Genomic DNA, 23,645 nt, shown 5'->3' with positions numbered 1-23,645 from the left:
CCGCGCGGCGGAATCGGCGTAGCGATTTTCCGCGCGGCAGAATTCCGCGCCGCGGAATGTCAATCCGCCTACTGCGGCCCGGCCGGCTGTGGTGACGTAAGTACCGGAGCTTGCTCTTGCTCGACACCGCGCCTTTGCTTCCGCTTCCGCCTCGGCTCTCTGTAGCTCAAGCGGCGGTGCGCCCATTCGAACGGGCCCGGCAGCCCCGCGAGCTCGAGTAGCGTCGCCAGCACCAGGGTGACCAGCCACACTCCAACACCCAGCAGCATCTTCTCGGCAATGGTCATCCACTCGAGGTAGGAGTACGACACGAACTGGACCACCAGCACGAAGATCACCGACTGCATGATGTAGCCGCTCATCGACCGCTTGCCCAAAGCGTTGAACGGGTAAAGCCACCTGGGGATTCCAGCTTCTGCCACTCGGCGCTGCACAGGCTGCACCAGAAGTGCAATGGCCGCGAGGATACCTGGGCCAGTGAGCACGCCAACCACCTGTACCAGCATGAACAGCGGTTCAGACCACGCGTGCGGCAACACCCCGATGGCTGCGAGACCGACGGGCAAACCGTTCAACAGGATCACCGCGGCCGCAACCCAAACCCACCGCAGCAGCATTCGTCGGTGCGCATCGATGTCGGCGAACACGCCGCTTCGTCCCCACACGAATCCCACCAGAACGATCGGGAGCAGCGATAGCGCAGCGAAGAGCCCACCGGCGATTCCGAACACGGCACCAACCAGGTTTTCCACGAGCTCGTTCCACGACTGCGGCACCCCAGTTTCAACCGGTGGCATCAGCTCGGTCCCGGAGACCGCCGACTTGAAATGTTCGGTAAGAAAGTAGCCAGCCACAAGCATCACTATCGACGCCACGATGTAGACCACCACCGCGGTGACCTTCAAGAACTTGTCACTTCGGGTGATCAACAATCCCATGAGCAGGCCGATAACTCCGTACGTGGTCATGATGTCGCCCCAGAACAGCAGCGCGGCGTGGAGCACACCGAAAACCATGAGCCACGCGTATCGACGCCAAAGCAGCCGCCGAGTCGATTTCACCGACCTGCCCTTAGAGAGCTGGCTGGCAGTAATCATGCCAATCCCCACCCCGAGTAGCGTCGAGAACATCGGTAGCCCGCGCACGTGCACGAACATCGTCTGAAAGACGATGAGCACCTTGTCCAGCGCGCTCGGGTCGCTAATGTCACCACCGTAGTAGTAGGGGAAGTTTGCGTGCCCGGGTAGCCAGGCGGTGACCACATTGGCAAGTGCAATCCCGAGAAGTGCCACACCGCGTGCGACGTCTGGGGCAAGATACCGCACCTTCGCGGATGTGGGCAGGGTGCGCTTCTGCGTGCGGGCGGGAGTGTCAGCGTGCGGTGCGGTCATACCTTTAAGTCAATCTTGGGACATGCAGTTGGACAACGGGGATTGCCCCGATATCGACCCTGATTTCACCCACCTCGGCTGAGCTCGGCGGTCGCCGGTCCCGCTACTTCTAGTTCGTGCACTGTGAGGCCGGCGGCGCGGGCGTCGTTAAGCAAACTGCTCAAAGTCTCGTCGACTTCGCCGGTAAGCAGCACCATCGCGGTCGGGCCGGCGCCAGAAAGGTACGCGGCGTAACCCCGGTTACGCAATCGGTTGACCCACTCAGCAGTGACGGGCAGAACGTCGGAGCGGTACGGCTGGTGTAGGCGGTCGCGGGTGCCTTCCCAGAGCAACTCGGGATGGGACTGCAGCGCTGCGGTCATCACCGCGGTGCGCGAGACGTTGAAGCGTGCGTCGATGTGGGTGACGTGCGAAGGCAGCACCTCGCGCACGGCATCGGTCGAGGCATGAAAGTTCGGCACGAGCGCCACGCCGCGTATCGACGTGTCTACCGGGATCCGCACTGCTCGGTACTGCGGCTTCGAGTGGCCGTCGACCGGAATGTCGGTCCAGGAGACGACTGCCCCGCCCACGACCGAGGCGCCGGCGTTATCCGGATGGCCCTCGAACTCGGAGGAAAGCTGCACCACCGCGTCGTCGTCAAGCGGCGAACCTGCCAGCGTATTTGCGGCGACGACTCCGGCGACTGCTGCGGCGGCCGAGGAGCCGAGGCCGCGGGACTGCGGAATCGTGTTGTGGCACACCACGCGCAAACCTGGCGCGGTCACGCCGGCGGCGTCCAAACCCGAGCGTATGGCGCGCACGACCAGGTGCGACTCGTCGCGCGGCAGGTCGTCGGCGCCTTCGCCGTGGATCTCAATCTCCAAGCCGGAGTCGGTGACCTCCACTTCGACGGTGTCGTAGATCCCCAGCGCCAGGCCGAGGGTGTCAAAGCCGGGGCCGAGGTTCGCGGAGGAACCCGGCACGCGGACGGTAGCTTTCAGGCCGACTTCAAGTGCGGTCTTCTCTAGCGCAGACATCGCCTCTCCCCTAGTCGTGCAGGCGAAGCACGGAGTTCACGGCGATCACGTCGTCGTGATCACTCAAGCGCTGCACGATCTCATGCAAGTTCTTCTCGCGCGCCTTGTGCGTAACCACGATCAGGTGGGCCTCGTTGCCGGATTCCTCCTGGCGGACCGCGGACAGCGACACGTCGGCCTCGGAGAACATTCGCGCCAAGTCAGCGAGCACGCCGACGCGATCGTTGACCGTCATATTCACGTGGTAGCGGGTTTCCACTTCTTCAAATCCCACGACTTCGTAGTTCGCGTACGGGTTTTCCGCTGGTGCGCGGCCACCGTGGATCTTGTTGCGGGCGGCGCCGACCAGGTCGCCGAGCACCGCGGACGCGGTCGGCGCGCCACCGGCACCGTTGCCGTAGAACATGAGGCGCCCGGCGGCCTCGGCCTCGACGAAGATCGCGTTGTAGCTCTTGTCCACGCTCGCCAGCGGGTGCTCGTTGGGCACCAGCGTCGGGTGCACGCGCGCGTTCACGGCACGGGTGGTGCCGTCCTCGTTCACCAGGCGCTCGCAGATCGCCAACAGCTTGATGGTCTGGTTCGCCTTCGCCGCCGCCGCAATGTCCTCGGCTGTAATGCCAGTGATGCCCTCGCAGTAGACATCGTCAAAGGTCACGCGGGTGTGGAAGCCCATGGATGCGAGAATCGCGGCCTTCGACGCCGCGTCGTGGCCCTCTACGTCCGCGGTCGGGTCTGCCTCGGCGTAGCCCAGTCGCGTCGCTTCCGCCAGCGCGTCTTCGTAGCTCGCGCCCGTGGACGCCATCGCATCCAGGATGAAGTTGGTTGTGCCGTTGACAATGCCGGAGATGCGCTGCACCTGGTCACCGGCCAACGAGCGCCGCAGCATGCCCACCACAGGAATCGCCGCCGCCACCGCAGCCTCGTAGTAGAGGTCCACGCCGGCCTCGTTCGCGGCGTCGGCAAGCTCCGAACCGTGCGCGGCCACCAGTGCCTTGTTCGCCGTGACTACGGATTTGCCTGCACGCAGCGCCTTCAGCACCAGCTCACGCGGGTAATCAATGCCACCGATGACCTCGACAACCACGTCAACATCGTCTCGCTCGATCAGCTCGAGCGCGTTGTCAGTCAGGTACAGGCCCGCAGCTTCCGGAGCATCCTTATGCTTATCGACGTTCGATACCGCGACGCCACGGACCTCCAGCGGCCCACCAATGCGTTGTTCGAGGTTGTGCGAGAACTCCGAGAGCAGGCGCAGCACGCCGGTACCCACGGTGCCCTTGCCCAGAATGGCGACACCAACCGGTTCGCCAACGCCCTTGCCTGGGTAATTGCCGTTGCTCTCAGCGCTTACGACGCTCATGCGTGGTGCACTCCTCGTTGTTTTTCAGTGGATCAAGATGGATTAGTCCGGAGTCAGTGTACTGGGTGTTCCGACGCGAAAGGCAGCTAGTATTCGCGGGCCAAAATGTCCTCGACGGTCTCGCGGCGCACCATCGGCTTGACCCGCCCGGCGCGCACCGCGACCACCGCGGGGCGGCCGAAGGCGTTGTAGTTCGAGCTCATGGCGTAGCAGTAGGCGCCGGTGGCCGGCAGTGCGATGAGGTCGCCGCGCGCGATGTCGTCGGGCCACATCGCGTCGTTGATCAGGATGTCGCCCGATTCGCAGTGGGAACCGACGAGTCTGGTCTGGGTGGGCTCGCCTTCCGCGAAGCGGTTGACCACGCGGCCGTCGTAAAGCGATGCGTACAGCGAGGGGCGAATGTTGTCGCTCATGCCGCCGTCGACGGCGATGTAGCGGCGCGTGGTGGTGTAGGAGGTGTGGACGTCCTTGACCACGCCAGCGGCGTAGACCGTGACTGTGGATGGGCCGGCGATTGCGCGGCCCGGCTCGACGACGACGGTCGGCGCGGCGATGCCGAGGTCGTCGGCGACGTCTTGAACCTCGCTGAGCAGATCCGCGGCGACAGCGCGTACGTCCAGCGGCAGCTCCTCGGTGGTGTAGGCGATGCCGTAGCCGCCACCCAGGTCAAGGTAGCCGAGGGCTACTCCAGTCTCTTTGAAGATCTGGGCGTAGAGCGCGAGCACGCGCTGGGCGGCGAGCTTGAAACCTTCGGCGTCGAAGACCTGCGAGCCCACGTGGGCGTGTAGGCCGGTCAGCTCAAGGTGGGGCGAGCGGATCGCATCGACCGCCGCTTTGTACGCGGAACCGGAGGCCAAGGAGAGGCCGAACTTCTGGTCCTCGTGGCTGGTCGCGATGAACTCGTGCGTGTGCGCGTCCACGCCCGGCTTCACGCGGACGAAGACGTCCTGGGTCACACCGGCTTCGCGCGCGAGCGCCTCGAGCTCAGCGAGTTCCTGGTGCGAGTCGATGACCACGTGGCCAACCCGGGAATCTAGGCACAGCTGCAAGAAAGTCGCCGACTTGTTGTTGCCGTGCACCGTGATGCGCTCCGCCGGAAAGTCCGCGGCGAGCGCGATGCGCAGCTCGTTCTCGCTGGCTACGTCCAACGCCAGGCCTTCTTCTTCAACCCAGCGCGCGATGTGGCGGGTCAGAAACGCCTTCGAGGCGTAGTGCACGTTGGCGGGCCCACCGAACGCGTCGGCCATGTCGCGGCAGCGCGAGCGGAAGTCGTCCTCATCCACCACCAGGACCGGCGTGCCGTATTCCTCGGCGATCTCCGTCAGGGGCACGCCCGCGATGGTGACCACCCCGTCTTCCTGGCGGCGGGCGTTGCGCGGCCACACGTGCGCGGGCAGCTCGTTGAACGCGTCAATAGCGGCCTGCGCCGCAAACTGGGTTTCCATGCGGTGGCGCCTCCTACATCCGCTCCGGCGCACTGACACCGAGCATGCCCAGCGCGTTCGCCAGCACCTGCCGGGTCGCCTGCGCCAGCGCGAGGCGCGCGCCGTGGATCGGCTGCGGGTCCTCGCCGGCCTTGGGCAGGATCTGGCACGAGTCGTAGAACTTGTGGAAGGCGCTGGCCAGTTCCTCGGCGTAGCGCGCGATGCGGTGCGGCTCGCGCAGCTCGGCGGCGGCCTTGACCACGGCCGGGAATTCGCCGAGTGTGCGGATCAGGTCGCCTTCTTTCTCGTGCGTGAGCAGCGAGAGATTTGCGCCTTCAACGCTGACGCCCGCTTCAGCGGCCTTGCGGTCGATCGAGCACAGCCGCGCATGGCCGTACTGCACGTAGTACACCGGGTTGTCGCTCGACTGCTTCTGCCACAGATCCAGGTCAATATCCAACGAGGAGTCCACCGAGGAGCGCACGAGCGAGTACCGCGCGCCGTCCACGCCGATCGCCTCCACCAGGTCCTCGAGCGTGATCACGGTGCCCGCACGCTTGGACATCCTCACGGCCTCGCCGTCGCGCACCAGGTTGACCATCTGGCCGATCAGCACCTCGACGTCGTTCGCGTCGTAGCCCAGCGCCTGCGCCGCCGCACGCAGACGCGCGATGTAGCCGTGGTGGTCCGCGCCCAGCATGTAAATCGCCAGCGTGTGGCCGCGGTCAAACTTGTCGGCCACGTACGCAATGTCGCCGGCGATGTACGCGGCATCGCCGTCCGACTTAATCACCACACGGTCCTTGTCATCGCCGAAGTCCGTCGAGCGCAGCCACCACGCGCCCTCCGCCTCATAGAGGTTCCCGTTGTCCTTCAGCGTCTGCACGGCCTTGTCCACCGCACCCGACTCAAACAGCGAGTTCTCGTGGAAGTACACGTCAAAATCCACGCCGAACTCATGCAGCGAGCGCTTGATCTGCGCAAACATCAGCTCCACACCCTCCGCCCGGAAGGTTTCCTGCACCGTCGCGGCATCCCCCTCAAGAGCTTCAGGGTGCTTATCGACGATCACTTGAGCAATGTCTTGGATATACCCACCGCCGTAACCGTCTTCCGGGGTCGGCTCGCCCTTGGCAGCAGCAACCAGGGACCTAGCGAAGCGATCGATCTGCCCGCCGTGGTCGTTGAAGTAGTACTCCCGCGTCACCTTGGCGCCGGATGCCTCGAGCACACGGCCGAGCGAATCGCCGACTGCCGCCCAGCGGGTGCCGCCCAGGTGGATCGGCCCGGTGGGGTTCGCTGAGACAAATTCCAGGTTGATCACCTGGCCGTCGTAAAGCTTTGAGTGCCCGAACTGCTCCCCTGCTTCCAAGATGGTGGCGACGAGCTGGCCCTGCGCGTCGCTGGCCAGGCGGAGGTTGATAAAGCCTGGGCCGGCGATCTCGGCGGTGTCGATGGCCGGGTGGTTGGCCAAGACGCCGGCCAGCAACTGCGCGAGCTCGCGCGGGTTCATGCCCACCTTTTTGGCTACCTGCAGCGCAACGTTGGTGGCGTAGTCGCCGTGCTCGGGGTTGCGGGGGCGCTCGACGGTGACCGCTTCGGGGACGGCGGTGGTGTCAAGGTCGCGCTCGCGCAGCACATCGACGGTGACTTGCCTGACAGTTGTTGCAAGATCTGCTGGGGTCATGTGGTGAAAGTGTAGCGCCCACGACATACACGCGTACTACCCCCTCTCCGCCTTCCGGATTACCCCCGGTGGCGGCACCAGACGGTGGCTGTACAGCGACAACTGTCCGATGGGTGCGCGATAGGAGATTCAGCACACCCATCATGCACGAATTCTATGCTCTAGGTGCAATAATTCGCTTCGATTGCACGTTGCGCGATCTCGTGCAACCGGTCACTACCGCACACCTAACAAGTAGGAGTTTGTACATGGACCAATTCCAGGTGTACACCGACGCGGTCGGAGGCAGCGTCGGGCTCTCAGCACTGGTCTCTACCTTGCCGCTGATCACGTTCTTCATCATGCTGCTGGGCCTCAAAGCCCGCGCGCACACCTCCGCACTCGTCGCGCTGATTGTGGCCATTCTGGTTGCAATTCTCGGCTTCAACATGCCCACGGCCATGGCCTTGTCCTCCGCGCTGCGCGGAGGCCTCTACGGCCTCTTCCCCATCGTCTTCACCATCCTCAGTGCGATCTGGTTCTACCAGATCACCGTGGCCTCCGGCCGCTTCGAAGACCTGCGTTTGGTCTTTGACAAGATGGGCAACGGTGACGTGCGCATCCAGGCGATGCTGATCGCGTTCTGCTTCGGCGGCCTGCTTGAGGCGCTTGCCGGCTTCGGCGCACCGGTGGCAATTACCGCCACCATGATTCTCACCCTGGGCATCCCGCCACTGAAGGCCGCAACCATCGTGCTGTTGGCCAACACCGCACCGGTGGCCTTCGGTGCCGTGGCGATTCCGATCACCACCGCGGGCGAAGTCGGCGGCCGCAGCCTCGAGCAGACCGAGAACATCGCCGCTATCGTCGGCCACCAGACCCCGTTCCTGGCCTTCTTCGTGCCGTTCATCATCGCGTTCCTTGTCGACGGCTGGCGCGGCGTCAAGGAGACCGCCCCGGCGGCCTTCGTCATCGGCCTTTCCTTCGGCATCGCCCAGTGGTGGACCTCGAACTTCTTCCAGTACCAGCTCACCGACGTGGTGGCCTGCATCGTCGCCCTCGGCGCGGCCTTTGTGCTGCTGCGGTTCTGGACCCCGAAGGGCGTGCCGGAACTGCGCGAGCGCCTCGGCCTCGAAGTTGACGGCCACTCTGCCGAAGAGATCAACCTGCCGGCCAACCGCGTGTGGATGGCGCTGCTACCCTACGCCATCGTCGTGGTCATCTTCGGCCTCGCGAACCTGGGCACCACCATCCCGAACTGGCTGAAGAGCTTCCAGATCAAATTCGCCTGGCCGGGCATCGAGACCGGCAAGCTGCTCAACGCCACCGGCGGCGAGGTCAAGACCGACTACTCGTTTGCCTACATCAACAACCCGGGCACCCTGCTGATCATCTCCGGCCTGATCGTGGCCGTGATTTACATGATCTGGGACGAGGACGGCCGCTACCCGCTTACCTGGGGCCAGGTGGGCAAGGAGTTCGGCGACACCGCCTACCGCATGCGCTGGTCTGCAGCGACGATCTTCCTCGTCCTCGCGCTCGCGTTCGTGATGAACTACTCCGGCCAGACCGTGACTATCGGCGAGTTCTTCGCCAACCTCGGCCCGGCATTCGCGTTCTTCGCCCCGGTTCTTGGCTGGGTCGGCGTGGCCGTCACCGGCTCCGACACCTCCGCCAACGCGCTGTTTGCCAACCTGCAGGTCACCGCAGCAGACCGCCTGAACCTCAACCCGGACCTCATGCTCGCGGCCAACACCACCGGTGGTGTCGTGGGCAAGATGATCTCCCCGCAGTCGCTCGCCATCGCCGCAACCTCGGTGAACATGGAGGGCAAGGAGTCCGAGATCTTCAAGAAGGTCGTTCCGTGGTCCTTCGCGTTCCTGCTTGCCGTCTGCGTGATGGTCTTCCTGCAGACCAACATTCTCACCGCACTTGCGCCGGTCGTGCCGTAACAGAGTACGGTCGAGCCTGTGCCCCACATTAAAACCACCATTCAAGGAGTCCATACATGCGAGTAGCGCTGTTTTCTACTTGTATCGGTGATGCCCTCTTCCCCGACGCACACAAAGCTTCCGCGCTTGTGCTCTCGCGTCTTGGTTACGAGGTTGTCTTCCCCGAAGGCCAAACTTGCTGCGGCCAGATGCATGTCAACACCGGCTACCAAGAGCAGGCCGTGCCGATCATCGAGTCCTACGTCGACGCGTTCTCCGATCCCTCGATCGACTACGTGATCGTCCCCTCCGGTTCGTGCACGGGTGCGGTTCGCGAGCAGCACGTGCGCATCGCGGATCGTTACGGGAGCAAGGCGCTTGCCGACGGCGCGGAGCAGACCGCCAAGAAGACCTACGATCTGTCCGAATTCATCGTGGACGTCGCCGGCACCTACGACGTGGGAGCCTTCTTCCCGCACCGCGTGACCTACCACTCCTCCTGCCACTCCCGCCGCTTTATCAAGGTCGGCGAGCGCCCGAAGGACCTGCTGCGCGCAGTCGAGGGCCTCGAGCTGGTGGATCTTCCCAACGAGGAAGAGTGCTGCGGCTTCGGCGGCACCTTCGCGGTGAAGATGAGCGAAGTTTCCGCGGCGATGGTGTCCGACAAGGCTCGCCACATCAAGGAAACTAAGGCCGAGTACGTCACCGCCGGTGACTCCTCCTGCCTGATGAACATTGCGGGTGCCATGAGCCGCCAGCACAATGGTGTTCGCGCGCTGCACATGGCTGAGATCCTGGCGTCGACCAAGGAAAACCCGTGGACGCCGACGAAGGCCGCGTACTCGAAGGAGAAAATGCTGTGAAAGTTGCACTGGGCAAACCCACGATGCCGCCGCATGCAGTCGGCCCGAACCACCTGCGTGGCACCGAGAAGTTCCAGAAGGCCGCGCACAACGAGCTCGACAACGTCACCAAGCGCCGCAACCTGAACTACGCCACCACGACCATTCGCGTGAAGCGTCAGGGCGCAGTCGACGAGCTGGATGACTGGCAGGATCTGCGCACCGCAGGCTCCACCATCAAGCAGGATGTCGCAGCCCGCATGCCGGAGCTGCTCGAGGAGTTCGAGCGCAACGTCACCGCTCGCGGCGGCCACGTCCACTGGGCACGTGACTCCAAGGAAGCCAACGAGATCATCGCCCGCCTGGTCGAGGAGACCGGCGAGAAGAACGTGGTCAAGATCAAGTCGATGGCCACCCAGGAAATCGCGCTGAACGAGGAGCTGGAGAAGCGCGGCATCCACGCGCAGGAGACCGACCTGGCGGAGCTCATCGTGCAGCTCGGCGAGGACTTCCCCTCCCACATTCTCGTGCCGGCCATTCACCGCAACCGCTCCGAAATCCGCGATATCTTCGTGGCGAAGATGCCGAACACGGATGACACGCTGACCGACGACCCGCAGGAGCTCGCCGAGGCCGCACGCGTGTACCTGCGCGAGCAGTTCATGAAGGCCAAGGTCGCCATCTCCGGCGTGAACTTCGGTGTCGCAGAGACAGGCACCGTCTCCATCGTGGAGTCCGAGGGCAACGGCCGTATGTGCCTGACCCTGCCGGAGACCCTAATCACCGTCATGGGCATTGAGAAGCTGCTGCCGAAGTACGAAGACTTCGGTGTCTTCCTGCAGCTGCTGCCGCGTTCCTCTACCGCGGAGCGCATGAACCCGTACACCTCGCTGTGGACCGGTGTGAGCGAGGGCGACGGCCCGAAGAACTTCCACATCGTGCTCCTGGACAACGGCCGCACCGCCGCGATGAGCAACGAGATCGGCCGCGAGGCGCTCAAGTGCATCCGCTGCTCCGCGTGCCTGAACGTCTGCCCGGTCTACGAGCGCGCAGGCGGCCACTCCTACGGCTCGACCTACCCGGGCCCGATCGGCGCGATTCTCACCCCGCAGCTCACCGGTATCGAGTCCGGCGAGGACCCGAACGGCACCCTGCCGTTCGCGTCCTCGCTGTGCGGCCGTTGTGACGAGGTGTGCCCGGTGCGCATCCCGATCACCGACATTCTCCTCGAGCTGCGCCACCAAAAGGTCAAGAACGAGACCCCGTTCCTGGAGTCCAAGGCGTTCGGCACAATCAGCCTCCTGTGGGGCAAGCCGAAACTGTGGAACCGCGCTGTGCGCATGGTCGCGCTCGGCCGCGTGCTTGGCGGTTTCAACGGTGAGATCGAAACCATGCCGCCACCGATTTCTGGCTGGACCGAGTACCGCGATGTCGCGGTGCCGCCGAAGAAGTCCTTCCGCCAGTGGTGGGACACCGATGAGGCGCAGGAGCTGCTGGCAAAGGCGCGCGAGGAGGGTATCCCGAGCCGCGAGGGCACCCCTGACGTCGACGACTACCTGACCACCCCGGAGGAGTTCGAGAAGTAATGACGAGCAAAGTTACTACTAGCACCCCATCCAAGGGCGGTTTCGGCGACGACGAGCGCCGCAATGCTGACGCGAAGCAGGAGATGCTCACCCGCATCCGTAACGCGCAGAAGCTGTCGGACGCCCCGTCGAGCGTCGAGGTGATCCGCGAGTACCGCACGACTTCCGACTTGGGCACCGAGGAGCTGCGCGAGCTGCTCATCGACCGCCTCGTCGACTACGGCGCGACCGTCGTGGAGACCACCGAGGCCGACCTTGGCAAGGACATCGCCAAGATCCTCGCCGAGCGCGGCTCCAAGGAGATCGTCTACGCTCCGGAGCTCGACTCGAAGCTTTTCGACGACTTCGATGGCACCGCCCGTGCCGACGACCCGGCGAGCGACCCGCGTGAGCTCGGTGACGTCGTCGCCGTAACCGACTCGCACGTCACCTGCGCACAGACCGGCACCATCGTGCTCGAGGCAGATGGTGTTTGCGGCCGCCGTTCGCTGTCGCTAGTCCCCGACCGCCACGTCGTGTTCGTACGCCCGGACTCGGTTGTCTACGGCGTGCCCGAGATGATTGCCCGTCTGGACCCGCTGAAGCCCGCCACGATGATCTCCGGCGGCTCTGCAACCTCCGACATTGAGCTGGTGCGCGTGGAAGGTGTCCACGGCCCACGCGACCTGATCGTCATGATCATCAAGTAACACCCCAAACAACACGAAACGGCCGGCCCTCCTTGCGGAGGATCCGGCCGTTTCGCTGTCATTGTTTCCCGTGCCACGATTTTCATCGCGCAAGAAACAGTATGGCAGAGCACTGTTTGTAATTGAATTGTTATTTCCTGCAAGTTCCTCATGCATTTCTTAGAAACCGCCTGGAACCCGTTACGCGCTGAGGGGTGCAGGCGATTTCAATGGCCAATGCGGGCGGTGCTAGGCTTGCTCAGTCAGCGCAGTTGATGCGCAGACCAGCTGTCTCCGTAGCTCAGTGGATTAGAGCATTGGTTTCCGGTACCAAAGGTCGCAGGTTCGAATCCTGTCGGGGACACCATGTGTTGTTGTAAATGGGGCTTTCAGCAAACCTCTTAAGGTTATTCACGAAACCTCCCGCCGGCCAAAGAAAACTGGCCGAGAACGTAAAAATGACCCGCTCCGCTCGTTCGGAGGGGTCATTTTTCTCTTCTAAAACGCCGTTCCCGCTCGGGTTGTCGCGCCGGATTGTTTATGAGCGCGGACCCAGCCGCGGAAGAGTTTCCGTACTCGTTCCGAACGCGCCGGCGATGCAGGATATCGCACCGCGAGACGTGTGAGGGTCAGCTTGCCCGTGCTGCACCAGTTCGATGGCGCGCTGCTTCAACTCAGGGGTGTACTTCGAGGGCGTATGTAGGGTTACTTTTCCAAATTTCCACCCTCCACTAAACCCGTGGCGAACCAGTATGGGCGCGTGCACTCAGAGGCTGTGGCTTCGTTCAACTGGTGGCGCGGTTTTTGCAGCGCTCCATGGCGGTCTTGTTGCTGCGATCACGCAGGACTGGCTGCGGGTAGTTGTTGGGGCCTGAACCGAGAGGGGTGCGCCCGGTCGGGGCCGTTTGGAACACTGCCGCTACGTCAGAGCCCGAAGGCTCCGCCGCTGACGAGGATCACGATGCCGAGGCCGATGAGAACGATGGGGAAGAGGATGTTCTCAAAGCGTTCGAGCACTTCCGCGATCGGGGGGCGGGTGGCGACGAACTTTGCCAGGGCCACCAAGACCGCAACGAGCGCGAGGAAGATAACGCAGTAGGCGACTACTGCGAGAGGTTCCACGCTGAGGAAGACAGGGGTGTAGACACCGATGTTGTCGCCGCCATTGGCAAAAGTGACGCCTGCGACTGTCCCTACGCCGACCTTCTTGCCGGCAACCTTGGCCTCGTCGTCATCGTCGTCATCGTCTCCGCGCCAGGCCTCCCATGCGGCCCAGAGGCCGATGCCCAGAGGGATGAGACCAAAGTATGGAATGGCTGCCGGGGGCAGAAATGCTCCGGCGCCGATGGTCACAAGGATCGCGGCGACGAGGATGCCGGCAAATCCGAGGTACTGGCCGGCCAAAATACGGGCGGTGGTGCCGCCCTGGCCTGCCCCTCGCGCGAAGAAGAGGGAGAGCACGATGATGTCGTCGATGTTGGTAGCTGCGAACAGGCCTATCGCCTGCAAGACCGTGGTGAGGATCATGCGCCCACCCCAGCTACGTTGCATCCGGGAAGCGAGCAGGCGGGATCGATACACGGGGCGTCTTCGTCTACTGCCAAGGTGGCATCGACCAATGTCGTCAGCGCCTGCGCCAAGTGCGGATCGGCGATCTCGTATCGTGTCCGACGACCCTCGGGCTCGGAGACGACGATCCCACAATCGCGCAGGCATGCCAGGTGGTTGGACACATTCGAGCGTGTCAGGTCCAGAGCTCGAGCCAGTTCTGCCGGGTAAGCGGGATGGTCGAGCAGAGTCAAGATGATTCGGGATCGAGTGGGGTCGGCCAGTGCACGACCCAGGCGGTTCATCACGTCGAGACGCGAAGCAATAGTCAGCATGCACTGAACTATACAGCGAGTGCTGAACACGTCAAGTCTGATGTAGTGACGTAGCCGTTTGTGCTGCTCAGGAGACAGTGGAAGTGGCAGAGATTCCGGCAAAGTTGCGAAACAGCGTCCCCAGCTCGAGATCCAAGTTGTGCGCGAGCCTGGCATAGTTGGCGAGGTCCGTTTTCAGGCGCGAAGAAGAGACCCGAACGACCGAAACTCGATGACGTCGTCGTCTTGAACCGGGAAGGGTTGACGATGGCGTTTTCGCATGCATCGTCGCCGACCAGAGCGGACTGCAATAGCTATAAGACGAAGACCCCGGGCGATCCAGACTCTCGTAGAAACCGAGACCTCGGCAGCTGAGATCAAGGAACTGAATTATCGTCGCGTTGTCGTTGACACTATGCAGTTATGGCTTGACGACGAGGCGTTTAGACGAACTTGTCGAGCAGGCACGGAATTTTCCGACACCGCGTTCTAAGAGGCTCCTGTTCACGGTGCCCAATCGACTAAGGTCGCGTAACCGGAGGCGAAACCCGGTGTAACTGGGGTGTAGCCGTGGACCTGATATAACTGGCCAAAAAGTTTCACAAAAGCCCCGACCAGGCATTTCCCGCTTTATTGGTGCCGCTTCACTCCCCTAAGGCTGCTAATGTCAAGCCCATCGGTACTCATTCGACCGGCACTTTTAGTGTGTGGGTTTCTGGGACGGCAACATGGAAAGTTCTGGGACTGGCAGCTTCACACGCAGCGACGAGTGGTTTGAGTCCGAAGGGCTGCGCTGCGCCGCCACAGTATTCCGCCCCGAGGGTGCGCCGGGTGAGATTCCCGCAGTCGTCATGGCCCACGGCTTCGGCACCCCGCGAGCGGTTGCCCTCTACGTGTATGCCGAAGAATTCGCCCGCAATGGCTATGCGGTTGTGGTTTTCGACTACCGGCACTTCGGGGAAAGCAAAGGCGAGCCGCGCCAGCTGTTGGACACCGCTAAGCAACTCGACGATTGGCGCCGCGCGCTGGCTTACGCACGCTCGCTTGACGGGACTAACCCGGACCGAATCATCGCGTGGGGCACGTCGTTCGCTCCGCACTGCGCTCAGAGTGGCGCCACGGGCCGCGAGTGATCTCATCCGCTCCTTCACGCGACGGCCACCGCGCTACATCGACTCCGTCGGCTACCCGGGCGATACCGCCGTCATGACAGCGTCCGGATCGATGGAGGGGCTGGACAAGATGCTCGAAACTTCGGGTCTGGAGCACGGCGAATATCCGGAGACTGTCGCTGCCCGGATCCTCGCGTGGATCGGCTTCTACTCCCCCGGTCGAAAAGCCGCGAACATTTCCTGCCCGGTGCTGTTCCACATCATGTCGGACGATGCCGTCACCCCCACGGATGTGGCCCTGAGGGTCGCGGCAAATGTTCCCGATGCCACCGTGCACGTGCACGAGGGAGGGCACTTCGACCCCTATGTGCAGCCCCTGTTCAGCCGCATTATCGAGGAACAGGTCGCGTTTCTGCGCGAAAAGGTGCCGCCGCGCGGGGTCAACTGACTACGCCGACGGCAAGTAGATATCAGCCCAGCAGCTCGAGCACTGCCTCGCCAACACCCGTCGCGCTCGTCGGGTTCTGGCCGGTGACCAGGTTGCCGTCCACAACCACGTGCTTCGTCATCGGCACCGCGGCGGTCGTGTACTCCCCCGCCTCCGCGCTGAGCTTCTCCTCAAGGCTGAACGGAACCTCGTCGGTGCGCCGAGCCAGTTTCTCCTCGGACCACGAGTAACCGGTGACACGTCGGCCGTCGAGAAGCGAATTGCCATCAGCGAGGGTGACCTCGAGCAACCCGACCGGTCCGTGGCACACACCGGAAACGATCTTGCCAGCATCGGCGAAGTGCGCGACGGCTGCCTTCACGGTCTCGTTGGTGAAGTCAAACATCGTGCCATGGCCGCCGATCAGGTAGATGCCGGCATAAGAGTCAAGGTCCACATCGCTTATCGACGGAGTGTTGTCCAGCAGCGACATGAATTCCGGGTCCTCATAACGCTTGTTCGTGCCCCCCATCTGGATGACGGGGGTTTTGAGGCTGACCGGGTCGATCGGGATGGTGCCGCCCGCGACGCTGGCGAGTTCGACCTCGTGGCCGGCTTCGGTGAGCACGTCGTAAAAATGGGTGAATTCGCCGAGCCACATGCCGGTGCGAATGCCGGAGGTCTCGTAACGGTGAGCGCTGGTTGAAAGTGCGAGAAACTTCATGCCACCGTTTTACTCTCTTGCGGAACTCCAGGTGATCACTGCGCCGGCGATGGTCACCATGGCGATGCCCGCGACCATGCGTGCGGTGAGCGCATCGCCCGCAAACAGCCAGCCCAGCAGCGAGCCCACCACCGGGTCAAGAGCAAAGAGCGTGCCGACGACCTGCGCGGAGGAATACTTGGCCGCCAAGGTGTCAGCAATGTACGGGATGACCACACCCACGACCGCGGCGAGGGTGAGTACGAGCCAGGCGTTCATGGTGACCTGGGTCAGCTTCGGCGCGGCGAGCGGCATGGTGACAATGGCGGCAACGCCGACGGAGATCGCGAGGTCGCCGAGGCCGCCCTCCGCCTTGCCGACCCGCTCGGCGAAGACGGTGTAGGTGGCGAAGAATGCGCCGGCGAGCAGACCGAACGCGATGCCGACTGGGTCGAGACCGGACGATGGGCCGGCGATGAGCATGACGCCGGCGAATCCCACGAGCGCCCAGATGCGCCCGCGCCAGTGCTTGATGCCGAAGAACGAAACCAGGCAGGGCCCGAGGAAGTCGAGCGTGACCGCGACACCCAGCGGGAGGCGTTCGACGGCTGCGAAGAAGAACTGGTTCATTGCAGCCATGGCGATGCCGTAGACGGCGGCGTTGATCCAGCGCTCGCGGGTCATGGCTCGCAGCGAGGGCCGGAAGACGGCAAAGAGCAGCAGCGCCGCAACCGCGAGGCGGAAGGTGGAGACAGCGACGGTGCCGAGCTCCGCGAACAGCGTCGAGGAAATGACGGCCGAAGATTGGATGCCCAGCGAGCCGATCAACACGAACAGCACGGGGCGAAATGCCGAAACGTTCATCAGCGGAAGGATGTTAGCAGGGGCGTCGATAAGCAAAAGCTCTTGCTCTCACCGCAACAAGTGCGCGCGCACAGCTAGTATGTATGCGGAGTTTAAGAATTTGTACCGTTAGCTGAAGAGGTGTTGCTCGATGTCCCAGGTTAAACCGGCAAAGTCGATCCGAAAGGCGGTGAGCGCAACCGCCGCGGGCATCGCGATCGCGGCGGCTGCCCTGACCACCCCGACGGCGAACGCCCAGCAAGCGCCGGAGATCACCTGGGAGCAGTGCCCGGTGCACGTTAGCGCTCCGAACACCCAGTGCGGTCGTATCGAGGTACCGATGCGCTACGACGACCCGGACGGGCAGAAGATTTCCGTCGGTTTCCTGAAGCGCTCGGCGGCAAACCCGGCGGCGCGCCGCGGAACCATCTTTGGCAACCCGGGCGGTCCTGGTGGCGACACCTACATGTACTTCGGCACCGCCCTCGAGTGGCCGGAAGAGATCACCAACGAGTGGGATCTTGTGACCGTGCAGTCGCGCGGCCTGCCGCACTCCACTCCGCTTGAGTGCGAGGTGGAGACCCCGCAGAACCCGATTGATGCGGCGAAGATGCAGGTGGACGCCAACCTCTCGCACGGCGGTTTCATGCGCTCCATCTGCCAGGGCGACAAGCCGGGCTATCCGGAAACCATCACCACCGAGAACCACGCGCGTGACTGGGAGATGGTGCGCCAGGCACTTGGCCAAGAGCGCATCTCCATCATCGGCCTGTCTTACGGCACCTACCTCGGCTCCGCGTACGCCACGATGTATCCGCAGCACACCGACCGCGTGGTGTTGGACTCTGCGATGGACCCGAACTCCCAATGGCAGCAGCTCCTCGGCGATCAGATCGGCGGCTTCGAGCGCGCACTGCACGACTATTTCGCATGGGTTGCAGCAAACGAGGCGACCTTCGGCATGGGTGACACCCCGCTGAAGGCGTACCAGCATTGGTACAACGCGGTCGCTGCGGAAGCTGGCACCAACCCGACGGTGACTCCCCCACCGGCGCGCATCGGCGATCTGCCTCCGGGGCTGGAGTTCACCGGCCAGGCTGGCGCGGATGCAATGACCGCAACCGGCAAGGCGCGTGTTGAGGGCGAGGGCATCATCTCCCGCACCCTGAACCCGGGTTCAAACCAGATCAACTCACCGCTTCTGCATAACACCATTGGCATGCTGCCCCGTCCGGAGATGTGGGGTGTCATCGCGGGTCTGACCAACGGTACTGTCTCCCCCGAGGATTTGAATGGCGACAGGGAGCTCACCCCGGCGGAGATCGAGGAAGCACAGGCGCAGATGCAGGGTATTGAGCTCCTGCAGCGTGCTCAGCTGTGCAACGAAAACGTGGCCCCGCCGGTGTACACCCTGCTTCCGGAGCTGTTCTGGTCGCAGGCCACCGGCAACCGGTTCACCCTGCCGTACTCCTTCATCGCATCCGGCGCATACTGCTCCGGCGCAGGCCCGGTCGCGGGTGTGGCACCGATGGACGGTTCCCAGCTGCAGACCCGTCCGCTGCAGTTCAACGGCACCGGTGACCCACAGACCGTCTACGCGGGCCGCCACACCATTGCCAACGCAATGAACTCGCACCTGGTCACCGTCCACGGCCCGGGCCACGGCCACGTCGCGTTCGGCAACGATGCAGTTGACCGCCAGGTGGTCAACTACCTGCGCACCGGCGAGCTTGGCCCGGTCGACCAGCCCGGATACTTCGACCAGTAAAGCGCGCGCAGAATCGCCCTCTCACACAGTGTGTGGGAGGGCGTTTTTGGCGACGAGATTAAAACTCCGGCGGGATCACCATCCACGAGATGATGTAGGCGAGCACGCCCGGGAAGATGCCTGCGAGGAACAGGAAGACGAAGACCAGGCGGACCAGCGTCGGATCAACGTTGAGGTACTCGGCCAGGCCGGCGCACACGCCGCCGATCATCTTGTGGGTGACAGAACGGGTAAGGCGCTTCGGCTCCTGAGGGTCCATGTACGGGGAGTTGATGTACGGGGAAGTCATCTTCGGGTCCTTTCAACGGAGAAGTTGTTGCTAGCTCCCAATTGAACTCGCGCCTGCGACCCCTGGCAACGGGGATTGCCCTGAGTTTTACCCTGATCTCGCTCCACTTAATCGCCGGCCGCGTCAGCCACCTCAGACTGAGCAGATGCCTCGCGCACGGCGATGATGCCGGAGAAGAACTCTTCAAGCACTGGCGCGCTGGACGGCTTCATATGGTCGAACACCATGCGCCGCACTACCTCGACGTGCTCTGGCACCGCCGCTTCGAGGCGGCTAAATCCCTCATCGGTAAGGGTAACCAGGACGCCGCGGCCGTCTCCCGGGCTCGGCTCTTTGGTAACCAGCCCGCGTTTTTCCATGCGCGTTACTTGGTGCGAAGCCCTGGAGCGATCCCATTCAAGATGCATGCACAGATCGCGCAACCGAAGCGTGCGGTTCTCCGCCTCCGAAAGCTCGACCAGGACTCCGAACTCCGAATACGACAGGTTCGAAGTCTGCTGCACCGACTCTTCGATAGCGCGTGACAGCTTCCACTGCGATGACAGCAACAGCCTCCACAGGTGCTGTTCATCGTCGTTTAACCATCGGGTCGGCGAACTCATAAGACGCAGCCTACTTGGCGGACTCATCAAAGGTTTGTAATGGGTAGCGAAACCCTATTAAACGACATGTGCCAACAAGATCTTGCAAACGTTGCATTCTTCCTAGACCTACGCGGGACCTACGCTGATCCACGCTGACCTACGCCGACCTAAGCTGCGACAGATCGCCCCCTCTTGGGGCTTCGAGGGCAACACTTGGCCCAAAGGTGTCGTAAAGCTTTGCGTTTTCAGATACCTTTATCAGGTTCCACCTAATACTTGACTCCAACGATTAGAGGCTCGCGATGACCGAACTGTCCGGTACATGGACCCTTGACCCCACCCATTCCAGCGTTAACTTCATCGCTCGGCACGCGATGGTGACCAGGATCCGCGGATCGTTCCAAGATTTCAACGCAACCCTGCATATCAACCAGGACGCACCCGAAACATCCTCCGTCGAGGCGTTGATCCAAATCGCCTCGGTGAACACGGGTAACGCAGACCGCGACACCCACCTGCGCAAAAACGACTTCTTCGAGGCCGATAGGTACCCCGAGGCACGCTTCGTCTCAACCATGTTCCACGTCGATGAGAAGGGCAACGGCACCGTTGAGGGCGACATGACCATCAAAGGCATCACCAAGCCGATCATCCTCATCGTCGCAACCTTTGGCATTCAACCCGACCCGATGGGCAACACCCGTTTGGGATTTGAAGCCGCGACGACGTTTAACCGTCACGCTTTCGGCCTGGATTTCGATGCGCCCATTGAAACCGGCGGTGTGCTCATCTCCAACGAGATCAAGGTGGAAATTGAAGGCTCGGCAATCCGAACCGGGGATAGCGCAGCGGGATAAGACGAGCAGCTACTGCTGGGCCAGCGTCAGCGCGAAGGCCCCATTACCATGTGCAGTGGCAGTGACCCTGCCTCTTTAACACCCGCGACCCCAGAAGATTGACCCCAGAAAATTGAGGAATCCAACCATGTCTCAGCTCTCCGGTACCTGGAACCTCGACCCCACATTCTCAAGCGTCGATTTCGTCCTTCGCTACGCAATGGTGAACAAGTTCCGCGGCAAGTTCACCGACTACAGCGCCACGATCGAGTTTGATCAGGAACACCCCGAGAACTCCCGCGCGCAGGCCGCAATCAAAATGGCATCGCTCAATACGCTGCACTCCGAGCGCGACGCGCACGTGCGCAACGCCGACTTCTTCGACATCGAGAACTACCCCGAGGCGACTTTCGCTTCCACCGCATTCAACGTCGACGAGCACGGCACCGGCACCGTCGACGGCGAACTCACGCTGAAGGGCACGGCCCAGCCAGTCACCTTCGAAGTCAAGACCTTCGGCATCGAAGAGGACGCATACGGTGCGGTCCGCTTGGGTTTCCAGGCAACCACCACCATCGACCGCGCGGCCTTCGGCATCGACTTCAACATGCCGCTGAAGACCGGCGGTGTCATGATTTCGAACGAGATCGATATCGAAATCAACGGTTCCGCAATCCGGGCTTAAGCACTCCCCGCGCTGCGGAGCTTCAACTCGTCCATGCTTAGCCGCTTGGCGGCGTTAACGCGGTCGAAGCGCTGTGGGAAGCAGGTGAGCACCAGCACCTGTGCCTTCTGCCCCACTTGCTCGAAGAGCACATTCATCAGCCCGAGGCGATAGGGGTCGGTGGCGCCGAGCGCATCATCGACCACCACTGGAACGGGCGCGGTTTCACCGCTTCCGGTCACCAGATCCGCGATCGCGAAACGGGTCAGCAACGCGAGCTGCTCCTTGGTACCACCTGATAGGTCCGTGAGCGGCACTGTCACCCCATCGACGGTGCGAGCAGTGACCTCGAGCTGATCACCAAAGTTGAAGTCCACAGTCGGCCCGAAAATCACACTTGCATGCTTGCGCACCGCGTCGTTGAACGGCGCGGTGTAGCGCGCACGCGCCGCATCGCGATGAGCCACCATGGTCTCTCGAAGCAGGCGTGCGGCATCTGCGCGGCGGGTAGCGCGTTCAAGATCGCTTTCCGCCTTCTCCAGCTCAGCCTCGGCGCGGTCTAACCGCTCCGCAGCGCCCTCGGCCATCTCGATGCGCCCGCCAAGCTCGATCAGACGGTTCTGCGCTTGCGTGCGACGGTCCCGCAGCGTCGCCACCCGGTTCTCCGCACCCCGCGCAAGCTGCTCGGCAATGTCGGGATTCGCGGCCGCCGCATCTGCTGCGAGGCTATCGGCAACTACCTTCGCCTCCTCCACCGCGGCGCGAGCCGTCTCGAGCGCCTGGGTCAGCGCCTCAGTGGGCTGCTTCTCCTCTGCGGCCGCGCGTTCAGCGCGCACCGCTTCGAGCTCGTGTTCCTTGGCCTCCGCCTTCGTTTCCAGCGCAACCAGTGCCGCGTGGGCAGGGCGCTCCGCAAACGGCTTGAGCTTCGCCTCGGCCGCATCGGCCGCGGCTTCAGCCTGCGACACCGCGGTGTCGCCGTCGGCGACGGCTAGGGCGGCCACGGACTCGTCGTCAAGCGAGAGCTCTGTTGAAGTGTGCGCGGTGAGCTGCTCGACTCGCTGGGCCAACGCGGTGCGCTCGGCGAGCAGGGTTGCGAGGTCGCTGCCGGAAAGCAGGTCTTCACGACGCCTCGTGGCAGCGGCGAGTTCCGTCGCGTGGTCCCTGTGAGCGTCGCGGGCGGCGCGCGCCTCGGCGACCGTGCCGCAGCCCACCGCCTCGAGCAACTCCTGGAGCGCGCGTTCCGCTCTCTCCACCGCCTCGTGGGGGTCGGTCGTGCCCCGAGCCGCGCGGTAAACCACGTGAAAGTCACCGAGTTGGAGTTCGGTGCCTTCGAAGACGTTGACCGCGGTGGTGCCGCTGATGTCCAACGGCGAGCCGTCGACAGTGATCGCCGCGCGATCGGCGGTGATGTCCAGCTTGGCGGCGGCGGTGTCGCGCAGCGTGCGCTGGAGCTTCAACTCGCTCTCGGCCGCGTCGAGGGCGTTGATGTCGCTGTCCGCAACCACACGCGACGGGGCGGATTCCACCAGCGCGGTGTATGCCGCGTCAGCCTCCTCGACGCGGGCGAGCAGCTCGTCGCGCTCGCGTAGTTGGCGGCGTGCGCGAATCAGCTCCAGCGCCTTCGCGGCTGCTTTGGCGCGCTCGCGTGCGTTGGCCAGCGTCTGTTTCGCGGCGTCGCGCTCTTCGGTGAGCTGGGCAACCTTCGCCTGCTCAGCATCGCCGGCCTCCCGCGCCTGCTCGGCATCCGCGCGCAGCGCCTCCGCCTCGGCCTCGGTGGCCGAAACCCGCGCCACCAGCGCCTCCCGCGCCTCAAGGTCGCTTTCCGCCCGATCGCAGTTCACCCGCGCCTGCGCGAGCTGCTGCCCCGCCTGCTGCGCCTTGTCCCGCAACTGCGCGGCCTCACCCGCCGCCCGGGCGAGCTCTACGGCCTCTTCCTCCGCTCCCGGCAGCTCAGCGTCCACCCGGCGGATCTCCTCCTGCCTGCGGGCATGCTCATCGACGTACCCAGCCAACGCGTCGACCTGCTGCTTCGCACCCTCAGCCGCCTCGCGCGCGGACTCGACAGCGGCGAACAACGCTTGGTAGTCCGCCTTCGGTTTGCCGGTCTTTGGCTGGAAGTAGCGCCTGTACTCCTTCTCCACCGCGGCCATGAGTTCGGTGTCCTCCTCACCCACCGCCTCCGCTCCAGACGCCGCCTGCAGCGCCGCCGAAATCGAGCTCACACCAGCCGCCTGCGCGCCCGCCTCCAGCTCGCCCTGGCGCAAGAACAGCAGCTCCGCCAGCTCTCGGTCGAGGTTCGCGCTCAAGATCGCCTCAAGCTGCGCCTCCGCTTCCTCACCGGTGTACTGCGCGCGCGTCGGCGCAGTCACGGACAACTCGGACACAGGCTTTTTCAACCACCGCTTCCGAATCCGAAATGTCGTCTGCCCCACCGTCGCCGTCAGCGCGACCTCCGGACCTTCGTCGCGACCAGCCGGCGCGCACGCCTTGACCTCCTGGCGCTTACTCTTCGCCGGCCACCGCAACACCAGAGTGATCGCGTCGAGGATCGTGGACTTGCCCGCCTCATTGTTGCCCTCGATGATGATCACGCCCGTCTCGGGCAGATCATCCATCTCCAGGTGCTCAATTGCGCGGAAGTTGTCAATCACCACCGAATGAATCCGCATC

At 63.5% G+C, this 23,645-nt stretch carries 21 protein-coding genes and 1 tRNA gene; 10 read left to right on the top strand and 12 right to left on the bottom strand.

Annotated features, from left to right (window positions below; genetic code table 11):
- Positions 1 to 68: 68 nt before the first annotated feature.
- The 5 genes from CGLAUT_RS05060 to argS form a co-directional block, all read right to left on the bottom strand.
- Positions 69 to 1,391: a DUF418 domain-containing protein gene (locus tag CGLAUT_RS05060; protein WP_290186716.1), complete on the bottom strand. Its 1,323-nt coding sequence runs from the start codon at positions 1,389 to 1,391 to the stop codon at positions 69 to 71.
- Positions 1,392 to 1,456: 65 nt separating this feature from the next.
- Complete coding sequence (gene thrB, locus CGLAUT_RS05055; protein WP_290186715.1) at positions 1,457 to 2,410, bottom strand: homoserine kinase; 954 nt, start codon at positions 2,408 to 2,410, stop codon at positions 1,457 to 1,459.
- A gap of 10 nt (positions 2,411 to 2,420) precedes the next feature.
- On the bottom strand, positions 2,421 to 3,770 hold the full coding sequence (locus CGLAUT_RS05050) for a homoserine dehydrogenase (RefSeq protein ID WP_290186714.1): 1,350 nt from the start codon (positions 3,768 to 3,770) through the stop codon (positions 2,421 to 2,423).
- Positions 3,771 to 3,856: 86 nt separating this feature from the next.
- Positions 3,857 to 5,215, bottom strand: coding sequence for a diaminopimelate decarboxylase (lysA, locus tag CGLAUT_RS05045; protein ID WP_290186713.1), 1,359 nt, complete (start codon positions 5,213 to 5,215; stop codon positions 3,857 to 3,859).
- A gap of 13 nt (positions 5,216 to 5,228) precedes the next feature.
- Positions 5,229 to 6,881, bottom strand: a complete 1,653-nt coding sequence (gene argS / locus CGLAUT_RS05040) for an arginine--tRNA ligase (RefSeq protein ID WP_290186711.1) — start codon at positions 6,879 to 6,881, stop codon at positions 5,229 to 5,231.
- A 248-nt stretch (positions 6,882 to 7,129) separates the two neighbouring features.
- Between argS and CGLAUT_RS05035 the strand changes: the two genes are divergently transcribed.
- The 5 genes from CGLAUT_RS05035 to CGLAUT_RS05015 all read left to right on the top strand — a co-directional run bounded on the left by CGLAUT_RS05035 (position 7,130) and on the right by CGLAUT_RS05015 (position 12,254).
- Positions 7,130 to 8,812, top strand: coding sequence for an L-lactate permease (locus CGLAUT_RS05035; RefSeq protein ID WP_290186709.1), 1,683 nt, complete (start codon positions 7,130 to 7,132; stop codon positions 8,810 to 8,812).
- Between the two features lie 56 nt (positions 8,813 to 8,868).
- Complete coding sequence (locus tag CGLAUT_RS05030) at positions 8,869 to 9,654, top strand: (Fe-S)-binding protein (protein ID WP_290186707.1); 786 nt, start codon at positions 8,869 to 8,871, stop codon at positions 9,652 to 9,654.
- 23 nt (positions 9,655 to 9,677) lie between these two features.
- Positions 9,678 to 11,219, top strand: a complete 1,542-nt coding sequence (locus tag CGLAUT_RS05025; RefSeq protein ID WP_290187034.1) for a lactate utilization protein B — start codon at positions 9,678 to 9,680, stop codon at positions 11,217 to 11,219.
- 83 nt (positions 11,220 to 11,302) lie between these two features.
- A complete protein-coding gene (locus tag CGLAUT_RS05020) occupies positions 11,303 to 11,908 on the top strand; it encodes a LutC/YkgG family protein (protein WP_290187032.1) in 606 nt (201 codons plus the stop codon).
- Between the two features lie 269 nt (positions 11,909 to 12,177).
- Positions 12,178 to 12,254: transfer RNA gene (locus CGLAUT_RS05015), tRNA-Arg, on the top strand.
- A 557-nt stretch (positions 12,255 to 12,811) separates the two neighbouring features.
- Here CGLAUT_RS05015 and CGLAUT_RS05010 read toward each other — a convergent pair.
- Both CGLAUT_RS05010 and cmtR read right to left on the bottom strand, forming a co-directional pair.
- Positions 12,812 to 13,414, bottom strand: a complete 603-nt coding sequence (locus tag CGLAUT_RS05010) for a cadmium resistance transporter (RefSeq protein WP_290186706.1) — start codon at positions 13,412 to 13,414, stop codon at positions 12,812 to 12,814.
- Positions 13,411 to 13,770, bottom strand: a complete 360-nt coding sequence (gene cmtR / locus CGLAUT_RS05005) for a Cd(II)/Pb(II)-sensing metalloregulatory transcriptional regulator CmtR (protein WP_084082624.1) — start codon at positions 13,768 to 13,770, stop codon at positions 13,411 to 13,413. Before cmtR ends, CGLAUT_RS05010 begins: the two co-directional genes overlap by 4 nt.
- Positions 13,771 to 14,477: 707 nt before the next feature.
- Between cmtR and CGLAUT_RS05000 the strand changes: the two genes are divergently transcribed.
- Positions 14,478 to 14,882 carry an alpha/beta hydrolase gene (locus tag CGLAUT_RS05000; RefSeq protein WP_232507214.1) on the top strand — a complete coding sequence of 135 codons (405 nt, stop codon included), beginning with the start codon at positions 14,478 to 14,480 and terminating at the stop codon, positions 14,880 to 14,882.
- Positions 14,860 to 15,309 carry an alpha/beta fold hydrolase gene (locus tag CGLAUT_RS04995; RefSeq protein WP_290186702.1) on the top strand — a complete coding sequence of 150 codons (450 nt, stop codon included), beginning with the start codon at positions 14,860 to 14,862 and terminating at the stop codon, positions 15,307 to 15,309. Before CGLAUT_RS05000 ends, CGLAUT_RS04995 begins: the two co-directional genes overlap by 23 nt.
- 22 nt (positions 15,310 to 15,331) lie before the next feature.
- On the opposite strand, the gene CGLAUT_RS04990 is transcribed toward CGLAUT_RS04995, so the two are convergent.
- A complete protein-coding gene (locus CGLAUT_RS04990; RefSeq protein WP_290186701.1) occupies positions 15,332 to 16,012 on the bottom strand; it encodes a type 1 glutamine amidotransferase domain-containing protein in 681 nt (226 codons plus the stop codon).
- Between the two features lie 9 nt (positions 16,013 to 16,021).
- A complete protein-coding gene (locus CGLAUT_RS04985) occupies positions 16,022 to 16,855 on the bottom strand; it encodes an EamA family transporter (protein WP_290186699.1) in 834 nt (277 codons plus the stop codon).
- Positions 16,856 to 16,985: 130 nt separating this feature from the next.
- Here CGLAUT_RS04985 and CGLAUT_RS04980 point away from each other — a divergent pair, with 130 nt between their 5' ends.
- Positions 16,986 to 18,602, top strand: coding sequence for an alpha/beta fold hydrolase (locus tag CGLAUT_RS04980; protein WP_290186697.1), 1,617 nt, complete (start codon positions 16,986 to 16,988; stop codon positions 18,600 to 18,602).
- Between the two features lie 58 nt (positions 18,603 to 18,660).
- Here the strand turns inward: CGLAUT_RS04980 and CGLAUT_RS04975 are convergent, their stop codons facing one another.
- Both CGLAUT_RS04975 and CGLAUT_RS04970 read right to left on the bottom strand, forming a co-directional pair.
- Entirely contained in the window at positions 18,661 to 18,891 is a 231-nt protein-coding gene (locus CGLAUT_RS04975) for a PspC domain-containing protein (RefSeq protein WP_198305033.1), read from the bottom strand.
- A 107-nt stretch (positions 18,892 to 18,998) separates the two neighbouring features.
- Positions 18,999 to 19,493 carry a MarR family winged helix-turn-helix transcriptional regulator gene (locus tag CGLAUT_RS04970; RefSeq protein ID WP_290186695.1) on the bottom strand — a complete coding sequence of 165 codons (495 nt, stop codon included), beginning with the start codon at positions 19,491 to 19,493 and terminating at the stop codon, positions 18,999 to 19,001.
- A gap of 284 nt (positions 19,494 to 19,777) precedes the next feature.
- Between CGLAUT_RS04970 and CGLAUT_RS04965 the strand changes: the two genes are divergently transcribed.
- Both CGLAUT_RS04965 and CGLAUT_RS04960 read left to right on the top strand, forming a co-directional pair.
- Positions 19,778 to 20,332, top strand: coding sequence for a YceI family protein (locus CGLAUT_RS04965; RefSeq protein ID WP_290186694.1), 555 nt, complete (start codon positions 19,778 to 19,780; stop codon positions 20,330 to 20,332).
- A 127-nt stretch (positions 20,333 to 20,459) separates the two neighbouring features.
- The gene (locus CGLAUT_RS04960) at positions 20,460 to 20,996 is read left to right on the top strand and encodes a YceI family protein (protein ID WP_290186692.1); all 537 of its coding nucleotides are present in this window, start codon (positions 20,460 to 20,462) and stop codon (positions 20,994 to 20,996) included.
- Here CGLAUT_RS04960 and CGLAUT_RS04955 read toward each other — a convergent pair.
- The gene (locus CGLAUT_RS04955) at positions 20,993 to 23,644 is read right to left on the bottom strand and encodes an AAA family ATPase (protein WP_290186690.1); all 2,652 of its coding nucleotides are present in this window, start codon (positions 23,642 to 23,644) and stop codon (positions 20,993 to 20,995) included. The genes CGLAUT_RS04960 and CGLAUT_RS04955 overlap by 4 nt on opposite strands.
- Between the last annotated feature and the right edge of the window lies 1 nt (position 23,645).

This window comes from Corynebacterium glaucum (assembly GCF_030408855.1).
GTDB classification, from domain to species: Bacteria; Actinomycetota; Actinomycetes; order Mycobacteriales; family Mycobacteriaceae; genus Corynebacterium; species Corynebacterium glaucum.
Note: the sequence above shows the minus strand (reverse complement) of the source record. Positions and strands in the feature narration are given on the sequence as shown.

Bases quoted from the DNA above. Each gene is read 5' to 3' on its own strand.
- CGLAUT_RS04975 (WP_198305033.1), bottom strand. From the start codon at position 18,891: ATGACTTCCCCGTACATCAACTCCCCGTACATGGACCCTCAGGAGCCG.
- CGLAUT_RS04990 (WP_290186701.1), bottom strand. From the start codon at position 16,012: ATGAAGTTTCTCGCACTTTCAACCAGCGCTCACCGTTACGAGACCTCC.
- CGLAUT_RS04980 (WP_290186697.1), top strand. From the start codon at position 16,986: ATGTCCCAGGTTAAACCGGCAAAGTCGATCCGAAAGGCGGTGAGCGCA.
- CGLAUT_RS05060 (WP_290186716.1), bottom strand. From the start codon at position 1,391: ATGACCGCACCGCACGCTGACACTCCCGCCCGCACGCAGAAGCGCACC.
- cmtR (WP_084082624.1), bottom strand. From the start codon at position 13,770: ATGCTGACTATTGCTTCGCGTCTCGACGTGATGAACCGCCTGGGTCGT.
- CGLAUT_RS04965 (WP_290186694.1), top strand. From the start codon at position 19,778: ATGACCGAACTGTCCGGTACATGGACCCTTGACCCCACCCATTCCAGC.
- thrB (WP_290186715.1), bottom strand. From the start codon at position 2,410: ATGTCTGCGCTAGAGAAGACCGCACTTGAAGTCGGCCTGAAAGCTACC.
- CGLAUT_RS05035 (WP_290186709.1), top strand. From the start codon at position 7,130: ATGGACCAATTCCAGGTGTACACCGACGCGGTCGGAGGCAGCGTCGGG.
- argS (WP_290186711.1), bottom strand. From the start codon at position 6,881: ATGACCCCAGCAGATCTTGCAACAACTGTCAGGCAAGTCACCGTCGAT.
- CGLAUT_RS04955 (WP_290186690.1), bottom strand. From the start codon at position 23,644: ATGCGGATTCATTCGGTGGTGATTGACAACTTCCGCGCAATTGAGCAC.
- CGLAUT_RS05000 (WP_232507214.1), top strand. From the start codon at position 14,478: ATGGAAAGTTCTGGGACTGGCAGCTTCACACGCAGCGACGAGTGGTTT.
- CGLAUT_RS04985 (WP_290186699.1), bottom strand. From the start codon at position 16,855: ATGAACGTTTCGGCATTTCGCCCCGTGCTGTTCGTGTTGATCGGCTCG.
- CGLAUT_RS05050 (WP_290186714.1), bottom strand. From the start codon at position 3,770: ATGAGCGTCGTAAGCGCTGAGAGCAACGGCAATTACCCAGGCAAGGGC.
- CGLAUT_RS04970 (WP_290186695.1), bottom strand. From the start codon at position 19,493: ATGAGTTCGCCGACCCGATGGTTAAACGACGATGAACAGCACCTGTGG.
- CGLAUT_RS05025 (WP_290187034.1), top strand. From the start codon at position 9,678: ATGCCGCCGCATGCAGTCGGCCCGAACCACCTGCGTGGCACCGAGAAG.
- CGLAUT_RS04960 (WP_290186692.1), top strand. From the start codon at position 20,460: ATGTCTCAGCTCTCCGGTACCTGGAACCTCGACCCCACATTCTCAAGC.
- lysA (WP_290186713.1), bottom strand. From the start codon at position 5,215: ATGGAAACCCAGTTTGCGGCGCAGGCCGCTATTGACGCGTTCAACGAG.
- CGLAUT_RS05020 (WP_290187032.1), top strand. From the start codon at position 11,303: ATGCTCACCCGCATCCGTAACGCGCAGAAGCTGTCGGACGCCCCGTCG.
- CGLAUT_RS05030 (WP_290186707.1), top strand. From the start codon at position 8,869: ATGCGAGTAGCGCTGTTTTCTACTTGTATCGGTGATGCCCTCTTCCCC.
- CGLAUT_RS05010 (WP_290186706.1), bottom strand. From the start codon at position 13,414: ATGATCCTCACCACGGTCTTGCAGGCGATAGGCCTGTTCGCAGCTACC.